6 protein-coding genes are annotated in these 18,870 nt (G+C 65.7%); 2 read left to right on the top strand and 4 right to left on the bottom strand.

Annotated elements, in window-relative coordinates:
- The first annotated feature begins 92 nt into the window (after positions 1-92).
- Together rpoB and ACUIAH_RS04405 are read left to right on the top strand one after the other, a co-directional pair.
- Positions 93-3,659 carry a DNA-directed RNA polymerase subunit beta gene (gene rpoB / locus ACUIAH_RS04410; protein ID WP_198201057.1) on the top strand — a complete coding sequence of 1,189 codons (3,567 nt, stop codon included), beginning with the start codon at positions 93-95 and terminating at the stop codon, positions 3,657-3,659.
- Positions 3,660-3,747: 88 nt separating this feature from the next.
- Positions 3,748-7,908, top strand: coding sequence for a DNA-directed RNA polymerase subunit beta' (locus tag ACUIAH_RS04405; RefSeq protein WP_445340466.1), 4,161 nt, complete (start codon positions 3,748-3,750; stop codon positions 7,906-7,908).
- A 173-nt stretch (positions 7,909-8,081) separates the two neighbouring features.
- On the opposite strand, the gene ACUIAH_RS04400 is transcribed toward ACUIAH_RS04405, so the two are convergent.
- From ACUIAH_RS04400 to ACUIAH_RS04385, 4 genes are read right to left on the bottom strand one after another with little or no spacing between them, the layout of a single operon-like run.
- Positions 8,082-10,493, bottom strand: coding sequence for a transglutaminase family protein (locus ACUIAH_RS04400; protein ID WP_445340465.1), 2,412 nt, complete (start codon positions 10,491-10,493; stop codon positions 8,082-8,084).
- Positions 10,490-11,737, bottom strand: a complete 1,248-nt coding sequence (locus ACUIAH_RS04395; RefSeq protein ID WP_445340464.1) for a DUF58 domain-containing protein — start codon at positions 11,735-11,737, stop codon at positions 10,490-10,492. Before ACUIAH_RS04395 ends, ACUIAH_RS04400 begins: the two co-directional genes overlap by 4 nt.
- Positions 11,738-11,740: 3 nt before the next feature.
- Positions 11,741-13,273: an AAA family ATPase gene (locus tag ACUIAH_RS04390; RefSeq protein WP_445340463.1), complete on the bottom strand. Its 1,533-nt coding sequence runs from the start codon at positions 13,271-13,273 to the stop codon at positions 11,741-11,743.
- Positions 13,266-18,707 carry an Ig-like domain-containing protein gene (locus tag ACUIAH_RS04385; protein ID WP_445340462.1) on the bottom strand — a complete coding sequence of 1,814 codons (5,442 nt, stop codon included), beginning with the start codon at positions 18,705-18,707 and terminating at the stop codon, positions 13,266-13,268. The genes ACUIAH_RS04390 and ACUIAH_RS04385 overlap by 8 nt, the downstream gene beginning before the upstream one ends.
- Positions 18,708-18,870: the final 163 nt, after the last annotated feature.

The following is an 18,870-nucleotide window of genomic DNA, read 5'->3' as shown; positions in this document are numbered from 1 at the left end:
AGATGCCCGCGAATAGGCATATGGCGGCCATTCGGCATCTCCCTGGGGTAACAGGAATGATCGAGTACGGCGAGCGATAAGGAACGTCCATTTTGGCTGCCAATAAAGCTGTAAGAAGTACCACCACTACGCAGGCACGCGCTGACGAACACGACATCAAACTGCACAAGGCCACCGACCGTGTCAACTTCGGATCCATCCGCGAACCCATCGAGGTGCCCTACCTCCTGGGTGTGCAGACCGACAGCTTCGACTGGCTGGTCGGCAACGACCGCTGGAAGAAGCGGGTCGAGGAGGACCAGGTCAACGGGACCCATACCGTGGCCCCCGTCTCCGGCCTGGATGAGGTCTTCCAAGAGATCTCACCCATCGAGAACTTCGCTCAGACCATGAGCCTGACCTTCTCGGATCCTTACTTCGAGGAGCCCAGGCACACGGTCCAGGAGTGCAAGGAGAAGGACTACACCTACTCGGCTCCTCTGTATGTGAATGCCGAGTTCGAGAACGGGGACACCGGCGAGATCAAGTCGCAGACCGTCTTCATGGGCGACTTCCCGCTGCAGACCCCCCACGGCACCTTCATCATCGGCGGCTCGGAGCGCGTCATCGTCTCCCAGCTGGTCCGCTCTCCTGGCGTCTACTTCGACCGCACCCAGGACCGCAACTCCGACAAGGAGATCTTCGGAGCCAAGATCATCCCCAGCCGGGGCGCCTGGCTGGAGTTCGAGATCGACAAGCGCGATGTGCTGGGCGTGCGCGTGGACCGCAAGCGCAAGCAGTCCGCCATCGTCTTCCTCATGGCCATCGGCATGACCAAGCCGCAGATCCGCAAGGCCTTCAAGGGCTACCCGCTGGTGCTGGACGCCCTGGAGAAGGAGACCATCGAGACCCAGGACGAGGCCCTGACCGACCTCTATCGCAAGATCCGGCCCGCGGACACCGCCTCGCCCGAGGCCGGCCGCAACCTGCTGGACTCCTTCTACTTCAACACCAAGCGCTACGACCTGGCCCGGGTCGGCCGCTACAAGATCAACCGCAAGCTCGGCCTCGAGACCGACTTCAACGACCGCAGCCTCCACCCCGAGGACATCATCGCCACACTGAAGTACCTGGTGACCCTGCATGCCGGCGGGCAGACCTTCCCCGGCCGCCGCGACGGCCAGGACATCGAGCTGCGGGTGGACGTGGACGACATCGACCACTTCGGCAACCGCCGCATCCGCCAGGTGGGCGAGCTGATCCAGAACCAGCTGCGCACCGGCCTGAGCCGTATGGAGCGCGTGGTCCGCGAGAGGATGACCACCCAGGACGCGGAGGCCATCACCCCGCAGTCCCTGATCAACATCCGCCCGGTCAACGCCACCATCAAGGAGTTCTTCGGAACCTCCCAGCTGAGCCAGTTCATGGATCAGAACAACCCGCTGGCCGGCGTGACCAACAAGCGTCGTCTTTCGGCCCTGGGCCCCGGCGGCCTGTCCCGCGACCGCGCCTCCATGGAGGTGCGCGATGTGCACCCCTCCCACTACGGACGCATGTGCCCCATCGAGTCCCCTGAAGGCCCCAACATCGGTCTGATCGGCTCCCTGGCCACCTTCGCCCGGGTCAACCCCTTCGGCTTCATCGAGACCCCCTACCGCAAGGTCATCGATGGCCAGGTGACCGACGACGTGGTCTACATGACCGCCGACCAGGAGTCCGAGCACACCATCGCCCAGGCCAACCAGGAGATCGACGAGACCGGACACTTCGTCGAGGACGAGGCCCTGGTGCGTGACGCCGAGGCCGAGGCCAAGGATGTGCCCGTCTCCCAGGTGGATCTGATGGATGTCTCCCCCCGGCAGATGGTTTCGGTGGGCGCCTCCCTGATCCCCTTCCTGGAGCACGACGAGGGCCACCGAGCGCTGATGGGCACCAACATGCAGCGTCAGGCCGTCCCCCTGGTCAAGTCCGAGCGTCCCCTGGTGGGCACCGGCTCCGAGTGGCGGTCCGCCATCGATTCCGGTGACGTCATCCTGGCCGAGAAGCCGGGCGTGGTCACCTACGTCTCCGCCGACATGATCCGCGTCATGAATGACGACGGCACCCAGTCCTCCTACAAGCTGGCCAAGTTCCAGCGGTCCAACCAGACCACCTGCTACAACCAGGTCCCGCTGATCAAGGATGGGGAGCGGGTCGAGGCCGGCACGGTCCTGGCCGATGGCCCCGCCACCCAGAAGGGCGAGATGGCCCTGGGCAAGAACCTCCTGGTGGCCTTCATGCCCTGGAACGGCTACAACTACGAGGACGCCGTCATCATCTCCCAGCGTCTGGTACAGGACGACACCCTGAGCTCCATCCATATCGAGGAGTATGAGACCGACGCCCGCGAGACCAAGCTGGGCGCCGAGGAGATCACCCGCGACCTGCCCAACGTGGGCGAGGACGCAGTGGCCAACCTGGACGAGCGCGGCATCATCCGCATCGGTGCCGAGGTCGAGGCCGGAGACATCCTGGTCGGCAAGGTCACCCCCAAGGGCGAGACCGAGCTGACCCCCGAGGAGCGGCTCCTGCGGGCCATCTTCGGCGAGAAGAGCCGCGAGGTGCGCGACACCAGCCTCAGGGTGCCCCACGGCGAGACCGGCACGGTCATCGAGGTCAAGGAGGTCACCCGCGAGGATGCCGAGGAGGACGGCGACGAGCTGCCCAACGGCGTCAACCGGATGATCAGGGTCTACATCGCCCAGCACCGCAAGATCACCCAGGGCGACAAGCTCTCCGGCCGCCACGGCAACAAGGGCGTCATCTCGAGGATCCTGCCCGAGGAGGATATGCCCTTCATGGCTGATGGCACCCCCATCGACATCATGCTCAACCCCCTGGGCGTGCCCTCGCGTATGAACCTGGGCCAGGTCCTGGAGCTCCACCTGGGGTGGATCGCCCACTCCGGCTGGGACATCAGCCTGGATCCCAACTTGGAGGCCGAGTGGAAGAAGCACATTCCGGCAGGTGCGGAGAAGGCCGAGCCCGGCACAGCCGTGGCCACACCGGTCTTCGACGGCGTACGGCAGGATGCCCTGAACGGCCTGCTCAAGACCACCCTGCCCAACCGTGACGGCGAGCGCCTGGTGGGCGACGACGGCAAGGCCGTGCTCTACGACGGCCGCACCGGCGAACCCTTCACCAAGCCGATCTCCGTGGGCTACATGTACATGCTCAAGCTCCACCACCTGGTCGACGACAAGATCCACGCCCGGTCCACCGGCCCCTACTCCATGATCACCCAGCAGCCCTTGGGCGGCAAGGCCCAGTTCGGCGGCCAGCGCTTCGGCGAGATGGAGGTCTGGGCCCTGGAGGCCTACGGTGCCGCCTACACCCTGCACGAGATGATGACCACCAAGTCCGACGACGTGGACGGCCGTGTGCGGGCCTATGGAGCCATCGTGCGCGGGGAGAACCTGCCGGCGGCCGGCATTCCCGAATCCTTCAAGGTGCTGCTCAAGGAGATGCAGTCGCTCTCCCTGAACGTGGAGGTGCTCAACGCCGAAGGCAACGTGATCGAGATGAAGGACGAGGACGACGACCCCAACGCCGCCTCCGACGATCTGGGCTTCAACATCGGCGCCCGCCCGGACGCCGCCGCCAAGGCCGACCAGTCAGCTCCCGAGCCGGAGTATCGCTGAGCCACCAGTCACAGGGATGCCCGCACGACGGGCATCCCGCTAAAAGGCAAACTTCAGAGCAGTTACAAGATCAGAGACAGGACATAGAGTGCTGGACGTCAATGCATTTGACAAACTGAGAATCGGACTGGCCACGGCCGACGACATCCGCGGCTGGAGCTATGGCGAGGTCAAGAAGCCCGAGACCATCAACTACCGTACCTTGAAGCCCGAGAAGGACGGCCTGTTCGGCGAGCAGATCTTCGGACCCACCCGCGACTGGGAGTGCGCCTGCGGCAAGTACAAGCGCGTGCGCTTCAAGGGGATCGTCTGCGAGCGCTGCGGCGTGGAGGTCACCCGCTCCCGCGTCCGCCGCGAGCGTATGGGCCACATCGAGCTGGCCGCCCCCGTCACCCACATCTGGTTCTTCAAGGGCGTGCCCTCCCGGCTGGGCTACCTGCTGGACATCGCGCCCAAGGACCTGGAGAAGGTCATCTACTTCGCGGCCTACATGGTCACCAAGGTGGATGAGGACAAGCGCCACAAGGATCTGCCCGACCTGCAGGACGAGTTCGACAACGAGATCACCCAGTTGGGGAAGAAGCGCGACCTGGAGATCGACAAGCGCGCCAAGAAGCTGGAGGAGGACCTGGCCGAGCTGGAGAAGACCGACGAGGTCAAGGGCTCTATGAAGGCCCGTCTGCGCAACGGGGCCGAGCGGGACATGACCGCCATCCGCAAGCGCTACGACGACCAGATCCAGAGGGTCACCGCCGTCTTCGACCGCTTCAAGACCCTGAAGCCCGGCGACATGGAGGGCGACGTGGATCTGTGGCGGGAGATGCAGGACCGCTACGGTGACTACTTCGAGGGCTGCATGGGCGCCGAGGCCATCAAGAAGCGCCTGCAGGACTTCGATCTGGAGGGTGCCGCCAAGGAGCTCCGCCACGAGATCGACACTGGCTCCGGCCAGCGCAAGGCCCGTGCCCTGAAGCGGCTCAAGGTGGTCTCCGCCTTCCTGAACACCGGCAACAAGCCCGAGGCCATGGTCCTGGACGTCGTCCCGGTCATTCCGCCCGACCTACGCCCCATGGTGCAGCTGGACGGCGGCCGCTTCGCCACCTCCGACCTCAACGACCTCTACCGGCGCGTCATCAACCGCAACAACAGGCTCAAGCGCCTGATCGAGCTGGGCGCCCCCGAGATCATGCTCAACAACGAGAAGCGCATGCTCCAGGAGGCTGTGGATTCCCTCTTCGACAACGGCCGCCGTGGCCGTCCCGTCACCGGAGCTTCCAACCGCCCCCTGAAGTCCCTGGCAGACATGCTCAAGGGCAAGCAGGGCCGCTTCCGTCAGAACCTGCTGGGCAAGCGCGTGGACTACTCGGGCCGTTCCGTGATCGTGGTCGGGCCCTCCCTGCGCATGCACCAGTGCGGCCTGCCCAAGCCCATGGCCCTGGAGCTCTTCAAGCCCTTCGTCATCAAGCGGCTGGTGGACCTCAACTACGCGCAGAACATGAAGAGCGCCAAGCGGCTGGTCGACCGCGGCGACCCCGAGGTCTGGGGCGTGCTGGAGGAGGTCATCTCCGAGCATCCCGTCCTGCTCAACCGTGCGCCTACGCTGCACCGTCTGGGCATCCAGGCCTTTGAGCCGATCCTGGTCGAGGGCAAGGCCATCCACCTGCCCCCGCTGGCCTGCGCGGCCTTCAACGCCGACTTCGACGGCGACCAGATGGCAGTCCATCTGCCCCTGTCGGCAGAGGCCCAGGCTGAGGCCCGTTCGCTCATGCTGGCCTCCGACAACATCCTCAAGCCCGCCGACGGCCACACGGTCACCATGCCCTCCCAGGATATGATTCTGGGTCTGTACTACCTGACCACTGTGGTTGACGGTGCCAAGGGCCAGGGCCGGATCTTCTCCAGCCTGGCCGAGGCCCGGATGGCTCTGGACCTGGGTGAGATCGACATGCAGGCCAAGATCCTGCTGCGGGTGCCCGCCGACTTCGTCATGCCCAAGGATTGGAAGCCCGGCGACCTCAAGGTCGTCGACCCCGAGCCCGGCAGCCCCGACGTGGTCAAGGAGGAGGTCTTCAAGGACGGCTCCAGGCTCTTCGCCACCAACTACGGGCGGGTCCTGTTCAACCGGACGCTGCCTGTGGACTACCCCTTCATCAACGAGCAGGTGCCCAAGGGCAAGTTGTCAGGCATCGTGGACGACATCGCCACCCGGTACTCGACCGCCCAGGTCGCTGCCACCCTGGATGCCCTGAAGGATCTGGGCTTCACCCGGGCCCAGTGGTCCGGCGTGACCATGGCCTTCTCCGACATCGTGGTGCCGCCCGAGCGCGAAAAGATCGTCAACGACTACCAGGGGCAGGCCGCCAAGGTCAACTCCCAGTACGACATGGGTCTGCTGACCGACGAGGAGCGCCGTCAGGAGCTGATCAACCTTTGGACCGAGTGCACCGACAAGGTGGCCGACGCCATGCAGGAACACTTCACTCCGGACAACAATGTGAACATCATGGTCCAGTCCGGGGCACGAGGCAACTGGATGCAGATCCGCCAGATCGCCGGCATGCGAGGCCTGGTGGCCAACCCCAAGGGCGAGATCATCCCTCGACCCGTCAAGTCCAACTACCACGACGGCCTGTCGGTGCTGGAGTACTTCATCTCCCAGCACGGCGCCCGCAAGGGTCTGGCCGACACCGCACTGCGCACCGCCGAGTCGGGCTACCTGACCCGTCGCCTGGTCGATGTCTCCCAGGACGTGATCGTGCGCGAGGAGGACTGCGGCACCATGCGCGGTCTGACCATGAAGGTGGCCGAGCGCGACGAGCAGGGCAACCTGGTTCTGGTCAAGGCCGCCGACGGCGGACCCTACTCCAGGCTCCTGGCCGCCGACGTCATCGACCCCAAGGACGGCAAGACCGTGCTCTACAAGCGTGGCGATGCCCTGTCCATGGATGTCCTTCGCGACATGGTCGCCCACGGCGTGGAGGAGGTCAAGGCCCGTTCGGTCCTGACCTGCGAGTCCACCCGCGGGGTGTGCGCCAAGTGCTACGGCTGGTCCCTGGCCACCAACAAGCTGGTGGATGTGGGCGAGGCTGTGGGCATTGTGGCTGCCCAGTCCATCGGCGAGCCCGGCACCCAGCTGACGCTGCGTTCCTTCCACTCCGGCGGCGTGGCTTCGGCCTCCGACATCACCCAGGGTCTTCCCCGTGTCACCGAGCTCTTCGAGGCCCGTACCCCCAAGGGCGAGGCTCCCATCGCGGAGTTCCCCGGCACCGTCAAGGTGGAGGACACTGATCGCGGCCGCCAGGTGACCCTGACCCCCGATGACACCTCCGTGGAGGCGCTGACCTACCCAGTCACCCGCCGTGCGCCCATGATGGTCAAGGACGGACAGCACGTCGAGGCCGGCACCCAGCTGATCGAGGGCTCCGTGGATCCCAAGAAGATCCTGCGCATCCTCGGCCCGCGCGCTGCCCAGGTGAACATCGTCAACGAGGTGCATACGGTCTACCGCTCCCAGGGCGTGGACATCCACGACAAGCACATCGAGGTCATCGTCCACCAGATGCTCCGCCGCGTCACGGTCATCGACTCGGGCGACACCGATCTGCTGCCCGGCGAGCTGGTTGACCAGGCCAAGTTCAAGGCTGCCAACATGAAGGCCGTCAAGGCCGGAGGCAAGCCGGCTGCTGGACGCCCCGAGCTCATGGGCATCACCAAGGCCTCCCTGGCCACCGACTCCTGGCTGTCGGCCGCCTCCTTCCAGGAGACGACCCGCGTGCTCACCGAGGCCGCTCTGAACCAGAAGGTCGACGACCTCAAGGGCCTCAAGGAGAACGTGATCATCGGCAAGCTGATCCCTGCCGGCACCGGCCTGGCCAGGTACCGCAACGCCACTGTGGAGCCCGACAAGGCCATCCGCGACACCATCTACCCCAACTTCGGCCTGGGTGGCGGCGACGTGGATCTGAGCGACGCCGACCTGAACGATGTGGACTTCTCCAACATCGACTTCGGGGATCTGAAGCTGGGCGACGACTTCAACCCTGACGACTTCCTCAACGACCAGGGCGGCCAGAGCCATCTGGACACCCCCAACGTGCAGGATCCGTCAGCTGAGGCCGGCGATCAGACGGCTGCCGCGGGCGCCGGATCTTCGGATGCCGCCGATGGCAGTGACTCCGATCAGAAGCCGTCCCAGCAGCCTGGTTCGGCCACCTTCTCCTCCTCGGAGGACCAGCACTCCAACCAGTGAGAGTCTGAACAACCGATAGCCGCAGATTCGCTTGGGCCGGATGACCCGGCCTAGCGGATTCGGCTGCCGGATATGTGATAAAGGATGAGGGCCCGTGCGATCGCTATGATCGCACGGGCCCTCATCTTGTTTTTTCTCGCGGTCTAGGTTGCCGGCAGACAGTGGCAGATAGGTCAGCGCAGGTGCCTAGGGGAAAGCAGGGTCCGCCAGCGTCGGGTTCGTGGCAGGGATGCCAGGATAGCGGATCGCAGCTTGTCTACCAGCTGCCAGCAGTCTACGGCCTCCTGCTCATCTGAAGGGTGCCGGTCGAACGAGGCCTGATCGGCCATGTTGCGCAGTCGCTCCAGATCCCGGCGCAGACCAGCCGACGAGGACCCTGGGGGGTCAGCCAGCAGGGTCTGGGCGATCAGAGCGGCCTGCTCCCTACGGGTGCCTTCCAGGGGCAGGCCGGTCTGTCTGCCCAGGTTGCCGATCTGTCGCCAGCCGGCGCGGATGCGCGTCTTCGGGTCGCCGGTCGACCGGGCCCGTCGGCGTAGCCAAGCCTTGACAGCCAGCAGGGCCAGAACCAGGAGAGCCGGCAGCCAGAGCGGCATGGTCCAGAGCGTCACTCTGGCTATCAAAGGTCCGTACCGTTTCCAGAAGGAGGGTGAAGATTGTCGCGATGCTTCCTGTCCGCCGACGGTAGTTCGACCCTGGGTGGCCCGGTCGTCGCGGGGAGGATCGACCAGCGGGGGCGGCGGCTGGCGGACCAGGGTGCGCGGATTGGGTGGCGTGGAGTCCAGGGACTTGTCCGGGATCTTGGTCTCCGGTGGCGTGGGGTAGAAGGGGACCCACCCTAGTCCTTTCAGACTGACCTCCACCCAGGCCTGGGCATCGCGTCCGGTGAAGTCGATTCTGGTGCTCCCGTCCGCCTGGGTCCTGGTCCGTGCCCGGCTGATGGAGCCATCGCGGTTCTTGGGCAGGAATCCCAAGACCACTCGGGATGGCAGGCCCATCTGCCGGGCCAGGAGGGCCATGGCCGAGGCGTATTGTTCGCTGTCGCCCACCATGGCCTGGCCTTGCAGGAGCTGATTGATCCGATAGTCGCCATGGCCGGAGGGCGACGGGTAGTCTCCTGCCAGACCGTGGGAGAACCATCCCTCCCGGTGCAGCCGTTCCTCAATGGCCAGGGCCCTGGCGCCGCCGCGCACCTGCATGGAGGTCATGGAAGCAGCCGCCTTGGGCAGGCTCTCAGGTGCATCCGCCAGGGGAGGCACCTGCGCATCTCCCGGATCGCTGTCAGCTATACGACGGGTTGTGGGTCGGCCTTCGGCCACGCCGTGCACCGAATAGCTGGTCCCCTTCTGCAGGGGCTGATCGGTCAGTGCGGTGTCTGTGGCCTTGTTGAAGTAGAGGTCCTTGCGTTGCAGGCCCTGATCCGTATCGATGCCGTCGACTTGTCCGGCGGAGGGCAACCAGGCATGGTCGAACCCCTCCCGGATCAGGAAGGTCGCAGTAAAAGGCTGTCCGGCCTGTCCGCTGTCTTGGGCCTGCTCCTGTTGCCTTTCCGTGCGGATCTTGGCGCCGATGCGCCGGTAGTCGGCTGCTCCTGCGCCCGAGGAGTCGGACAGATTCCAGACCTTGCCGTCATAACGGTCCATGACGGCCATACGGACCGGGGTGCCAGCGGGCAGGTTGCGGACCGTGACCAGGGTATCGTCGCGGTGGCGTTTGCTGTACGCCCGGTAGTCGCTCAAAGGGCTGGTGAACTGGTAGGGGTCCATGGGCGGCTGATAGTGGTCACGAATGACCAGCCGGGTCGGGGCGGGCAGCAGTCCAGCGGAGAAAATCAGTCCAGCTGTCAATGCCAAGGCCAGAAGAGTGGATGCGAGCCCTTGCAGACGGAGCAGCCCCAGTCCGCTGGCGCACCAGATCAGCAGGAGCAGCCAGAGGATGCCACCCGTCAATGCCGGGTAGAGGCCCCTGCTGGTGCCTAGGGCTGCTGACACAGCCATGGCGGCCAGGATGGGCAGCGTGGCTGTCAGGACGGCCACGGGGTGCGCGGGCTGTCCCAGGTTGCGACCCAGGCCATGGCGGGCCAGCAGCACGGCCAGATAGCAGGTCCAGAGCATCAGCGTCCACAGAGCCATCAGTCCGCCTGCTTCCTGGCCGAGTGGGGGATCGATGGCTGCCAGGGTCTTGAATGCGCCGAAGGTGGCGGACCAACCTTGTCCCAGGGTTGCCCAGGTGGGCAGGACATGGGCCAGGGTGGTCCCGTTCAGAGCGAGGATGGGGCCCAGCAGGAACTGGGCTGCGATCAGCAGCAGAGGCTGCAGGAGGGCTGTGGCAATGCCACGGCGGGGGAGCATGGCGATCAACAGTCCGGCCAGACATGCTGCGGCTCCCACTGTCAGCCAAAAGGGCAGGCTGCCATAGACCGGCAGCAGCTGCAGTCCGGCCAGCAGATCGAGTGGAGCCAATGCGGCGACCAGAATCATGGGGGAGCGGCGCCTGGTCGGGTCGACAGTGGACTGCAGACCAGCCCGGTCGATCAGGCGGATAGGCTCCCTCTGGGCTTGGTCCATCCACGATGCTGATGTGCTCATGGCTGGGTCTCCAAGAGGATGGGAAGGTCCTTCCTGTTGCCCAAAACAGCGTTGACCAACCCCGGCTGCGTCTGCAGGCTTGGATTGGCGCCCAAGTCAGCAGCCAGCAGCATGACCGGGGATGCGCTTTGGGCCGATCCGTCCATCAGGGCTGAGGGTTGGCGGTCGCCCAGCGAACCGGTCACCAGGATGGTCAGACTGGTCCGCTCGGGAGCCTCGGCCAGGTCGGGCTTGTCGTAGCTGTCCTGACGGGGGCGGATGGCGCTGCAGGCATCCAGAAAGCTACGGGGATCCTCCGTAGGCAGGGTGGTTCCATGGGCATCAGGATCGTCCGGTTCCGGAGCCAACGCTTGCAGCCGACGGCTGTCAAGCAGGCATCGGCAGCCAAGGGAAGCATAAATTTCGACCGCCAGTTCGAACTCATCCGCGTTCCGGTAGGAGGCGGCCTGGCCGTCCAGGATCAGTTCGGTCCTGGTGCGCAGGGTGGGCTCGTACTGGCGGACCATCAGGGTGCCGGCCCGGGCAGTGGACAACCAGTGGACCCGTTTTATGTCATCGCCCGGAACGTAGGGGCGCAGGGCATGAAATTCCAGATCATCGTCGACAATGCCGGAACCAGGATCCCCCTCCAGGTCGCGTTCCAGTCCGGCTTCGAGGGGTGGCAGGGCCACCGTGCGGGGATGGATGTAGAGTTTTCGGGCGCCGGTCAGAATTCGGCGGCGACGGATGAGCCCCAGCGGATCGCCGGCCTCCATGGTCACCGGGCCCAGGTCAATCACGCCACGGGACCTGGCTTCCAGCTTCAAGCGGATCTGGTGACTCTGGCCGGGGGCCAGGGCTGGCAGGGGCGCAATGACCGTTCCTTGGCCTAGAGCCAGACCGATTCGGCCGCGACGGGTGGAACGGCTGCCTGGGTTGGTCAGAACCAGGACCAGCTCGGCCTGGCCACCCACCTCCAGATGGCCTTGGTCCAGACTCGTTTCAGCGTTGCAGGACAGGTTGCCCAGGCTCGTCAGCAGCCCAAACAGCAGCATGCCCGCGCCCAGCAGAGCGCCCGCCAGCAGTTCACGCCAGCCTGTAGGGACGAAGGCCAAAGCGCACAGGAGTGCGGCCAGAGCCATAGCCCGGCCCAGGGCGGTGATCGACTGCCATAGGCCGGCGGCCCGGGATCGCAGGCTCTGTCTGGATCCCGTCGAGGATGCCGGTCTTGCTTTCGGGGCAGGTCGGCTGGCGAAGGCGGTCATGGCTCACTGCTCTCCTGTGGGGACGGGGACCTTGGCCAGGGCTTCGGCCAGCGCTTGGTGTTCATCCATGTCCGCCAGCCTGCTCTGGGCGGTCAGGACCAGCCGGTGGGCCAGGATGGGGTCGACCAGGCCCTTGACGTCATCGGGGATCACGTAGTCGCGGCCCTGGGCACAGGCCCGGATCCTGGCGCAACGGACCAGAGCCAGCCCGCCTCTGATGGAGGAGCCGACCCGGATGGCGGGGCTGTGCCGTGTGGCTTCGATGATGTGGATGACGTATTCCATGATGGAGGAATCGCAGAAGACCTTGGAGGCGCAGGCGGCCATGGCCTCCACCTGGGCGGCGTCGACCACCGGTTCCACCAGGCCTGCCCGGTCGCGGATGTCGGCCTCTTGAAGGATGCGCATGCTGGCATCGTGCCCAGGCGCCCCAAGCAAGGTGCGGATCAGAAAGCGGTCCATCTGCGCCTCGGGCAGGGCATAGGTGCCCAGCTGCTCGATGGGATTCTGGGTGGCCATAACCATGAATGGCCGGGGGAGGCGGTAGGTGCGGCCATCCACGGTCACCTGACCCTCCTCCATGACCTCCAGCAGGGCCGACTGGGTCTTGGGGGAGGCTCGGTTGATCTCGTCGGCCAGAACCAGGGAGGCGAAGACCGGCCCGGGCCGGAAGGAGAATCGTCCTTGAGACTGGTCATAGAAGGTCACGCCCAGCAGATCAGAGGGCAGCAGGTCGGGGGTGAACTGGATTCGCTTGCAGTCCACGGCGATGGAGGCAGCCAGGGCGCGTGACAGCTGGGTCTTGCCGGTGCCTGGATTGTCTTCCAGGAGCACATGGCCTCCCGCGATCAGGGCAGTGACGCACAGGGCGATGGTCTCCTCCTTGCCCAGCACCGCCTGGCCGACGTTGTCCACGATGGAGCGGAAGAGGCCGGCGAAGGTCGGCACATCCACGGCGGCCTGGCTGCTGCCTGCGGTCTGGACTGATCGCCTCTGCTGCCTGGTGCCTGCTGCCCGATCCGCTGCTTCGGTGGAAGACCGCCTGTCCCGTTCTGTCTCTTCCACCTCCCCGGGTTCGTCGGTCCTGACTGCGTACGTGGGGGCCGAGGTCTTCCCCGGCTGGGGGTGACGGGACTGATCAGTGACATCGACAAGGTCAGGCCTTGCAGGAGCTGATGAGGGCCGGGCGAACAGGTCACGGACCGGTTGGCGGCCGGGGATGGTCCCGTCTTCAATCATGGTGCGGTCAGATGGGCTGGATTCCGCTCCGGACTCCCGGCTTGTTCTTTGTCTGGCAGACACAGGGATGCGACCGGGCCGGGTCCGGTCATCGCTCACCGCAGGAGTGGATTCCTGCTGGCCCAGACCGGCCATGAGGGCTTGGCGCTGCCGCTTGAGTACATCCAGTCGGTCGGCAGGGATCCGTCGGCTCTCGCTGCCCTCCTCGCGGACGGCTTTGGGGGTACTTCTCCTGGTCGCGTCATCCGGGATGGTGCCGTCCTGCTGGATGGGTTCCTGTGCGTTTCGTTCATCCATGGTCATTCATCCTTGTCTGCTGAGGGGACCCCTGACGGGTAAGGGTCTTGTCTCTTGGCTTGTCGGTCTCCTTGGGCAGGGTCATCTCCTTGGTGGCGGCAGGCGAATGGCCTTCGGACCCCATCCCGCGGATGCGAGCGACTGCCCGGAAGGTCAGCGTGTCACCTGGCTTGGCGGATCCAGCAGGCAGGGTGATGACTTCACTGACCTCCGGCTGGTTGCAGGGCAGGGTCCAGGAGGCCTTGTCGGAGTCGAGGCCATCGATGCTCACCTGGATGTCTGCGCAGGACCGGCCGTGTTCGCCCCCGGGGGCAAGGACCAGCTTGACCTGGTCCTTGCCCTGGTACTCCAGAGTCTGGAATGCAGGGGGATCCGGATGCGACCAGGTGGCTCCAGAGGCTGAGGCCACAGGTCCGGATCCGGCCATATTGGCCGGAGTCACGCTCACCGTGCAGGTGGCTCCTGCCTCGTCATGGCCGACATCGAAGACCGCCTTGGTGGCGGTGGCCGCGCGCCATCGTGGCGAACCGCAGCCGGAACCCTCGCCGTGGACCGTATAGCCCTGGATGGGCGAGCCATGATTCTCTGGCGGGCGCCAGGTGACGGTCAGAGTTTCCTTGCTGCCGCCGTCCACGGTCAGTGCCTGCACGCCTCCGGGAAGCGCGTCCGGTCTGGCTGCCGCCGGCGAGGAGGCAGGGGACCAGCCCACCTGGTTGTGGGCTTGGACAGTGAAGGAGTAGTCATGGCCGTTGGCCAGCCCGTCGACCCGGCAGGTGACGGCATTGCCGCAGGAGCGTTGTCCCGAGCCTGCCGATGAGGTGTAGGAGACCCGGTACTCGTCCACTGGACTGCCGTTGGCTGCGCCCGGCTCCCAGGCCAGGCGAACCGTTCCGTCGCCGGCCTGGGCGGCGCCCGCCAGCATTCTGGGGGCCTGCGGGCGGTCGATGATGCCCACGGTGATGGTGGCGCTCACCCGGCGGCCCGGATCCCGGCTGCCATCCTCGACCGTGGCCAGAATGGTGTTGGTGGAGGCGCCGATGTCACGATCGGCCTTGATGGCGATCCGCCCGTCGCCCAGGTTGCTGGCTGTCAGTCGTGAGGTGTCGTCGCTGACCAGGCCGACCAAGCGCAGCGGAGTGTCGGGGAAGGGGTTGAGGGCATCGTCGAATAGGTTCAATTCCAGACTCTGACCGGCCTTGAGCCCCACCTGACGTGAGGGGACCGAAGCCAGGGGCCGGGTGGTGGCGACGATGCGGAAGGCCAGGGCCGTATGTACATCGCCGGATGAACTGGTAATGGTCACCGGCAGGGTGGCCTTGGTGCCAGGCGTTGCGGTCTTGTCAGCGGACACGTTCAGTTGGCCCCGAGGGCTCAGCCTGGCATGGATCGGCCCCTGGGGGTCCCCGGAGGAGAAGGTGCTGTCTGCCGGGTCGCTTCCCTGGGGCCAACGGGTCATGGCAGGCAGGGATATGGTCTGTGCCGGCTCCCCGGCCACCAGATCGATGACCGGTGCCGAGAGGACCGGCGGGGCTGCTCTGCCGCCCACCACGGTGATGGGCAGGGTCAGCACCGACTCGTTGACGATGGCCTGACCGCCCGGATCCCCGTCACGGACGGCAAAGGTCAGTGAGGCTGGACCGGCATAGTCCTTGGCGGCGGTGAACCTCAGGGTGTGCTCGTCCACATAGGGGTCGGATCCGTCGGACTTGGTGGCCGAAACGGACTGGCGGGAGGTGATCCGTGCGGTCTTGCCTGCACCCACCCTGACCTGATCGGCGATGTCGATGGTGATGCTCTGACCAGCCCGCACTTTGAGGGCCGGAGCCCGAGGCCTCAGGACAGGGGGGAATACCCCATAGGCGGGGACCTTCACAAAGGCCATTGAGGTGATCTTGTACCGGGTGTTGGTGACGGTGTAGGGCACAGCCCTGGCCTGGTCGGTCAGATCGATGACCAGCTTGGCGGAGCCGGCTTCGCCTGCGGTCCTGGCGTGGGCCCTGGCTCCAGGATGAATCCCAAGGCGCAGGTCATCGAGGGTGCCGGATGGATTGCTGATGGAGTCGTCCAGATTGACCTCCACGCTGCGCTTGTCCACCGTGTCCTCGGGAGCCACCTGGTAATCCTGGGCTATGGGCGGCTGGATGGGGGCTTGAGGATCCGAGACCACGGTCAGGGTGGCCTGGTCGCTCAGTCCCGCCCGGTTGCGTGCCTGGTAGACCAGGTAGGAGGTGCCCGGCTGTGAGGGGGCGGTCAGCCGGATCATGCCGTTTTCCACGCTGGCCTGGTCCAGGCCCTGGCGCTCCAGGTGGGGGTCCAGACTCAAGGAGTCATCATCCCCGGAGATGTCGTTGAGCAGGACTGGCACATCGGCCACGGTCCCAGGCCGCAGCCTGACCTTGTCGTCCCGGGCGAAGACCCCGGTCACCGACGAGTCAGGGAAGACCCCGATGCGTACGCGCGCCTGGGCACGCTGCCCCACCCAGTCCTCCACAGCGTAGGTGAACTCGTCGGTGCCGTGCGAGTCGGGATAGGCCTCATAGATCAGGTAGTCGGCCCCGGCTTTGACGATCCTGCCCAGCCTGGGCGCCTGGTTGCCCAAGCCGGACAGGGTGTCGCAGTCTCCATCCTGGTCGATGCCGATCAATGGGACGGGGATGCGCACCTTGGTCCCGGCAGCCACCTGGGCACGCAAATCCTTGGGTGTAGGCGCGGGCTTGCTGGCCGGGTCGGAGGCATGCACCCGGAAGGTGATGGTGCCCGAGGCCGCGTTGCCCAGATCGTCCCTGACCGTATAGGCGGCCGGGAAGTCCCCGGTGCGCTCGCTGGCCTGATATCTGACCGTGTCCCCGGATACGAAGGCCAAGCCTGCAAAGGTCCGCTGATCCGTAGTCAGCTGCTGGTCCAGGGTGACGCTGGTCCCGTCAGCGTGAGCGACCTTGTCCATGACCGAAACCGTGACCAGGCCCGATGAGCGGACCCCAACCGTCAGATTCGGGGCCTTGGGCGCCGAGGCCGCCCTGCTCAGGGAGGGGGGCTGCAGGACGATGGTCCCCTGAGCCGTACCATCGGCGTTGGCAACTGTGTAGGCGATGCTGAGCGGCCGTGTGGGGATTTTTCTGGCAGACAGGTAGATCCGGCGGTGATCCACGATGCCGACCTTGATGCCGGAGTCCGGATCCACGCGCACATCGGTCAGGGCCAGCACTCCGCCCATGGGATCCAGGTCGTTGTCAAGCGGATCGACGATGGCGGTCTGGTCGGCCCCCAGCAGGGCTACGTCGTTGACAGGAACCGGCAGCGCGGATCCGCCCTGGCCGTGTTCTACCTCCAGCCTGACCAGCCCCTGGGTCTCCTGGTCACCCTGGGCCACCCGGTAGGGCACATAATAGGTGCCCGGGTTGGCGGCGGTGGCGGTGAAGGAAAGGCTTTCGGCGTTGACCTCCACCTGGATTCCATCGGGTTTGTCGACCCGGACCAGGCGGAGCGGCTGAGCGGCATTGGCGTGTACGCTCCTGCTCAGGTCCACGGTGGCCTCTCTGCCGGCAGTGGCCTGGCGAATGACCGGATCGACCAGTGGAGCCAGGGTATTGACGGGTTTGACGGTGAAGTAGATCAGTCCCTGACCGCTCATGACTCCGTCCGAAACAGTGACTTTGACAGCCAGCCGACCGGAGGTGGCCGACCCGGCGCTCATGGTCAGCTGTCCGTCAGCCCTGGTGGACAGGGATATCCGATCCGAATTGACGGACTCGGCGCCGGCCAGGGTCAGCGGGTCCCCATCAGGATCCTCGAAGCCGGCCAGGGCGTTGACAGTGGTCGTGGCGCCCTGCTCCACCTCGTACTCGGGAGGGGTGTCGTTCTGGACCGGTGCCTGGTCGCCTCGGTCCATCTTGGCAGGGGCGATGTTGAGGTCGATGCCAGCCGAGGAGACCTGTCCGCGTCCGTCGGTGATGGAGTAGTTGATTCGGGCCCGTCCCACAGGTGCGTCGCTGGCATCCACCTGCAGGTAGCGGCCGTTCATGACCGGAGTCAGGCGCAGATTCCCTTGCGAGCTGCGCGCATCCTCGATTCGCAGAACCGAGCAGTCGGTCTGGCGATCGTTGCGCAGGGGGTCCAGCACGGCTCTGGAACCGGCCCGGATGCCCAGGCTGTCGTCCTCGGCCTGGATGGGTTGGGATCCTGATCGACAGGTGGCCGCGAACCGCTGGCGATTGTCGGCCGATTCCTGACGCTGATCGGTCCTGTCCGCGTGCTTGACCTCCATGGTCTGCCACTGCGGCCGAATCACCTTGGTGGAGGATCGAGGATTCCAGACATCGCCAGTCAGCACGTCGTTGAGGATGACCCTCCGGTGGTTGGCCCGGAAGACCAGATCCGAGGTGGGACTGATGGCCTCCAGGGTGGAGGGGCGCGGCTGGGGTGACCGGACCCGCGGTACGGCTGTCCCTGTTGCGCACAGCCGCAGGAAATTGTTCCCCGAGGAGGCCCAGGCCGTCCAAAGGCATCCGCCCGAGGATACCGGCTGGGCGGGTTGGCCGCTGCCGCCGGTGCCTAGAGTCTCAACCTGATTCCGGGGGTGATCCAGATCGACCAGGTGGACGCTTTCCTGATCGGTCAGGCCCACCCAGGGTCCCTGACGGTCCATATCCACTGGAGTGGACTGGAGCTGCAGGTCTCCCCGGTGCGGTATCCGGATGGATCCCTTAGGCCAGTAGAGCCGGTCGCCTGCCAAGAGGACGGGTCTTCCGTCGATGACGCTGAATGCAGTGGCCCGGACGGGAGTGTGGTCCGTCAGAGAGTCCAGCTCACGGTGGGCCCGGGAGTCCGGTCCGTCGATCCTTAACACGACCCCGTCCGAGGGCCGGTAGGCGTAGACGGCCCCGGAGGCATCCACAGTGACGGCGGCCCCGGAGCCTAGGGTCAGCACAGGGTCTCGGCGCTGAGGGTCCAGATCTCCCGGCGAAGCGGCCCGGCCCACCCAGATTCTGCCGGTCCGTGCCTGGAAGAGGGCCAGAGTGGGCCCGTTGACCATCCGTTGAACCCTGGCATCCGACCGGGTGGTGTCCCCCAGGGTGGCGGTGGAGGCCGCTATGGGAGCCATGCCTCCCTCCCGGCCCAGGATGACCGCGTATCCGCTCTGGGCCAGGTCGAAGCGGTCGGTGCCCGTCGAAAGGGCCACGTCCGCCTCTCCGATGTCGGGCTTGAACCGGGCTACCTTGCGCTCGTTCTGGGAGGTGATCCAGATGCTGCCGTCATCCACCTGAACGGCACGGCGGTCCACCCCATGCACGAATAAGACGCCCAGGACGAGCAGGACCAGCGCCGTCAGCGTGACGGCCAGGATGGCGGCAGGGTTCCTGGCGCGGACGGCCAGTGCATGCCGCAGGCGCAGCCCGGCCCGGCGCATCCGCAGGAATCGTCCCTGCAAGTCCATAATCCCCTGGGTTCCTTTCCTGTCCTGCCACACAGGCTTGGCTTCTTAACTCGTCCCGGACCGCCGTCAATGCTCTCTCTGAGGACTGATTTTAGCTGGTTTGCAGGGTCTTGGCGGTCTGTGAAAGTCGGGGTGGTCGAATGTGAAAATTCATCCACCGAGG

It is taken from the genome of Bifidobacterium sp. ESL0820 (genome assembly GCF_052606235.1).
This window is presented reverse-complemented; position numbering and strand designations above follow the sequence as displayed.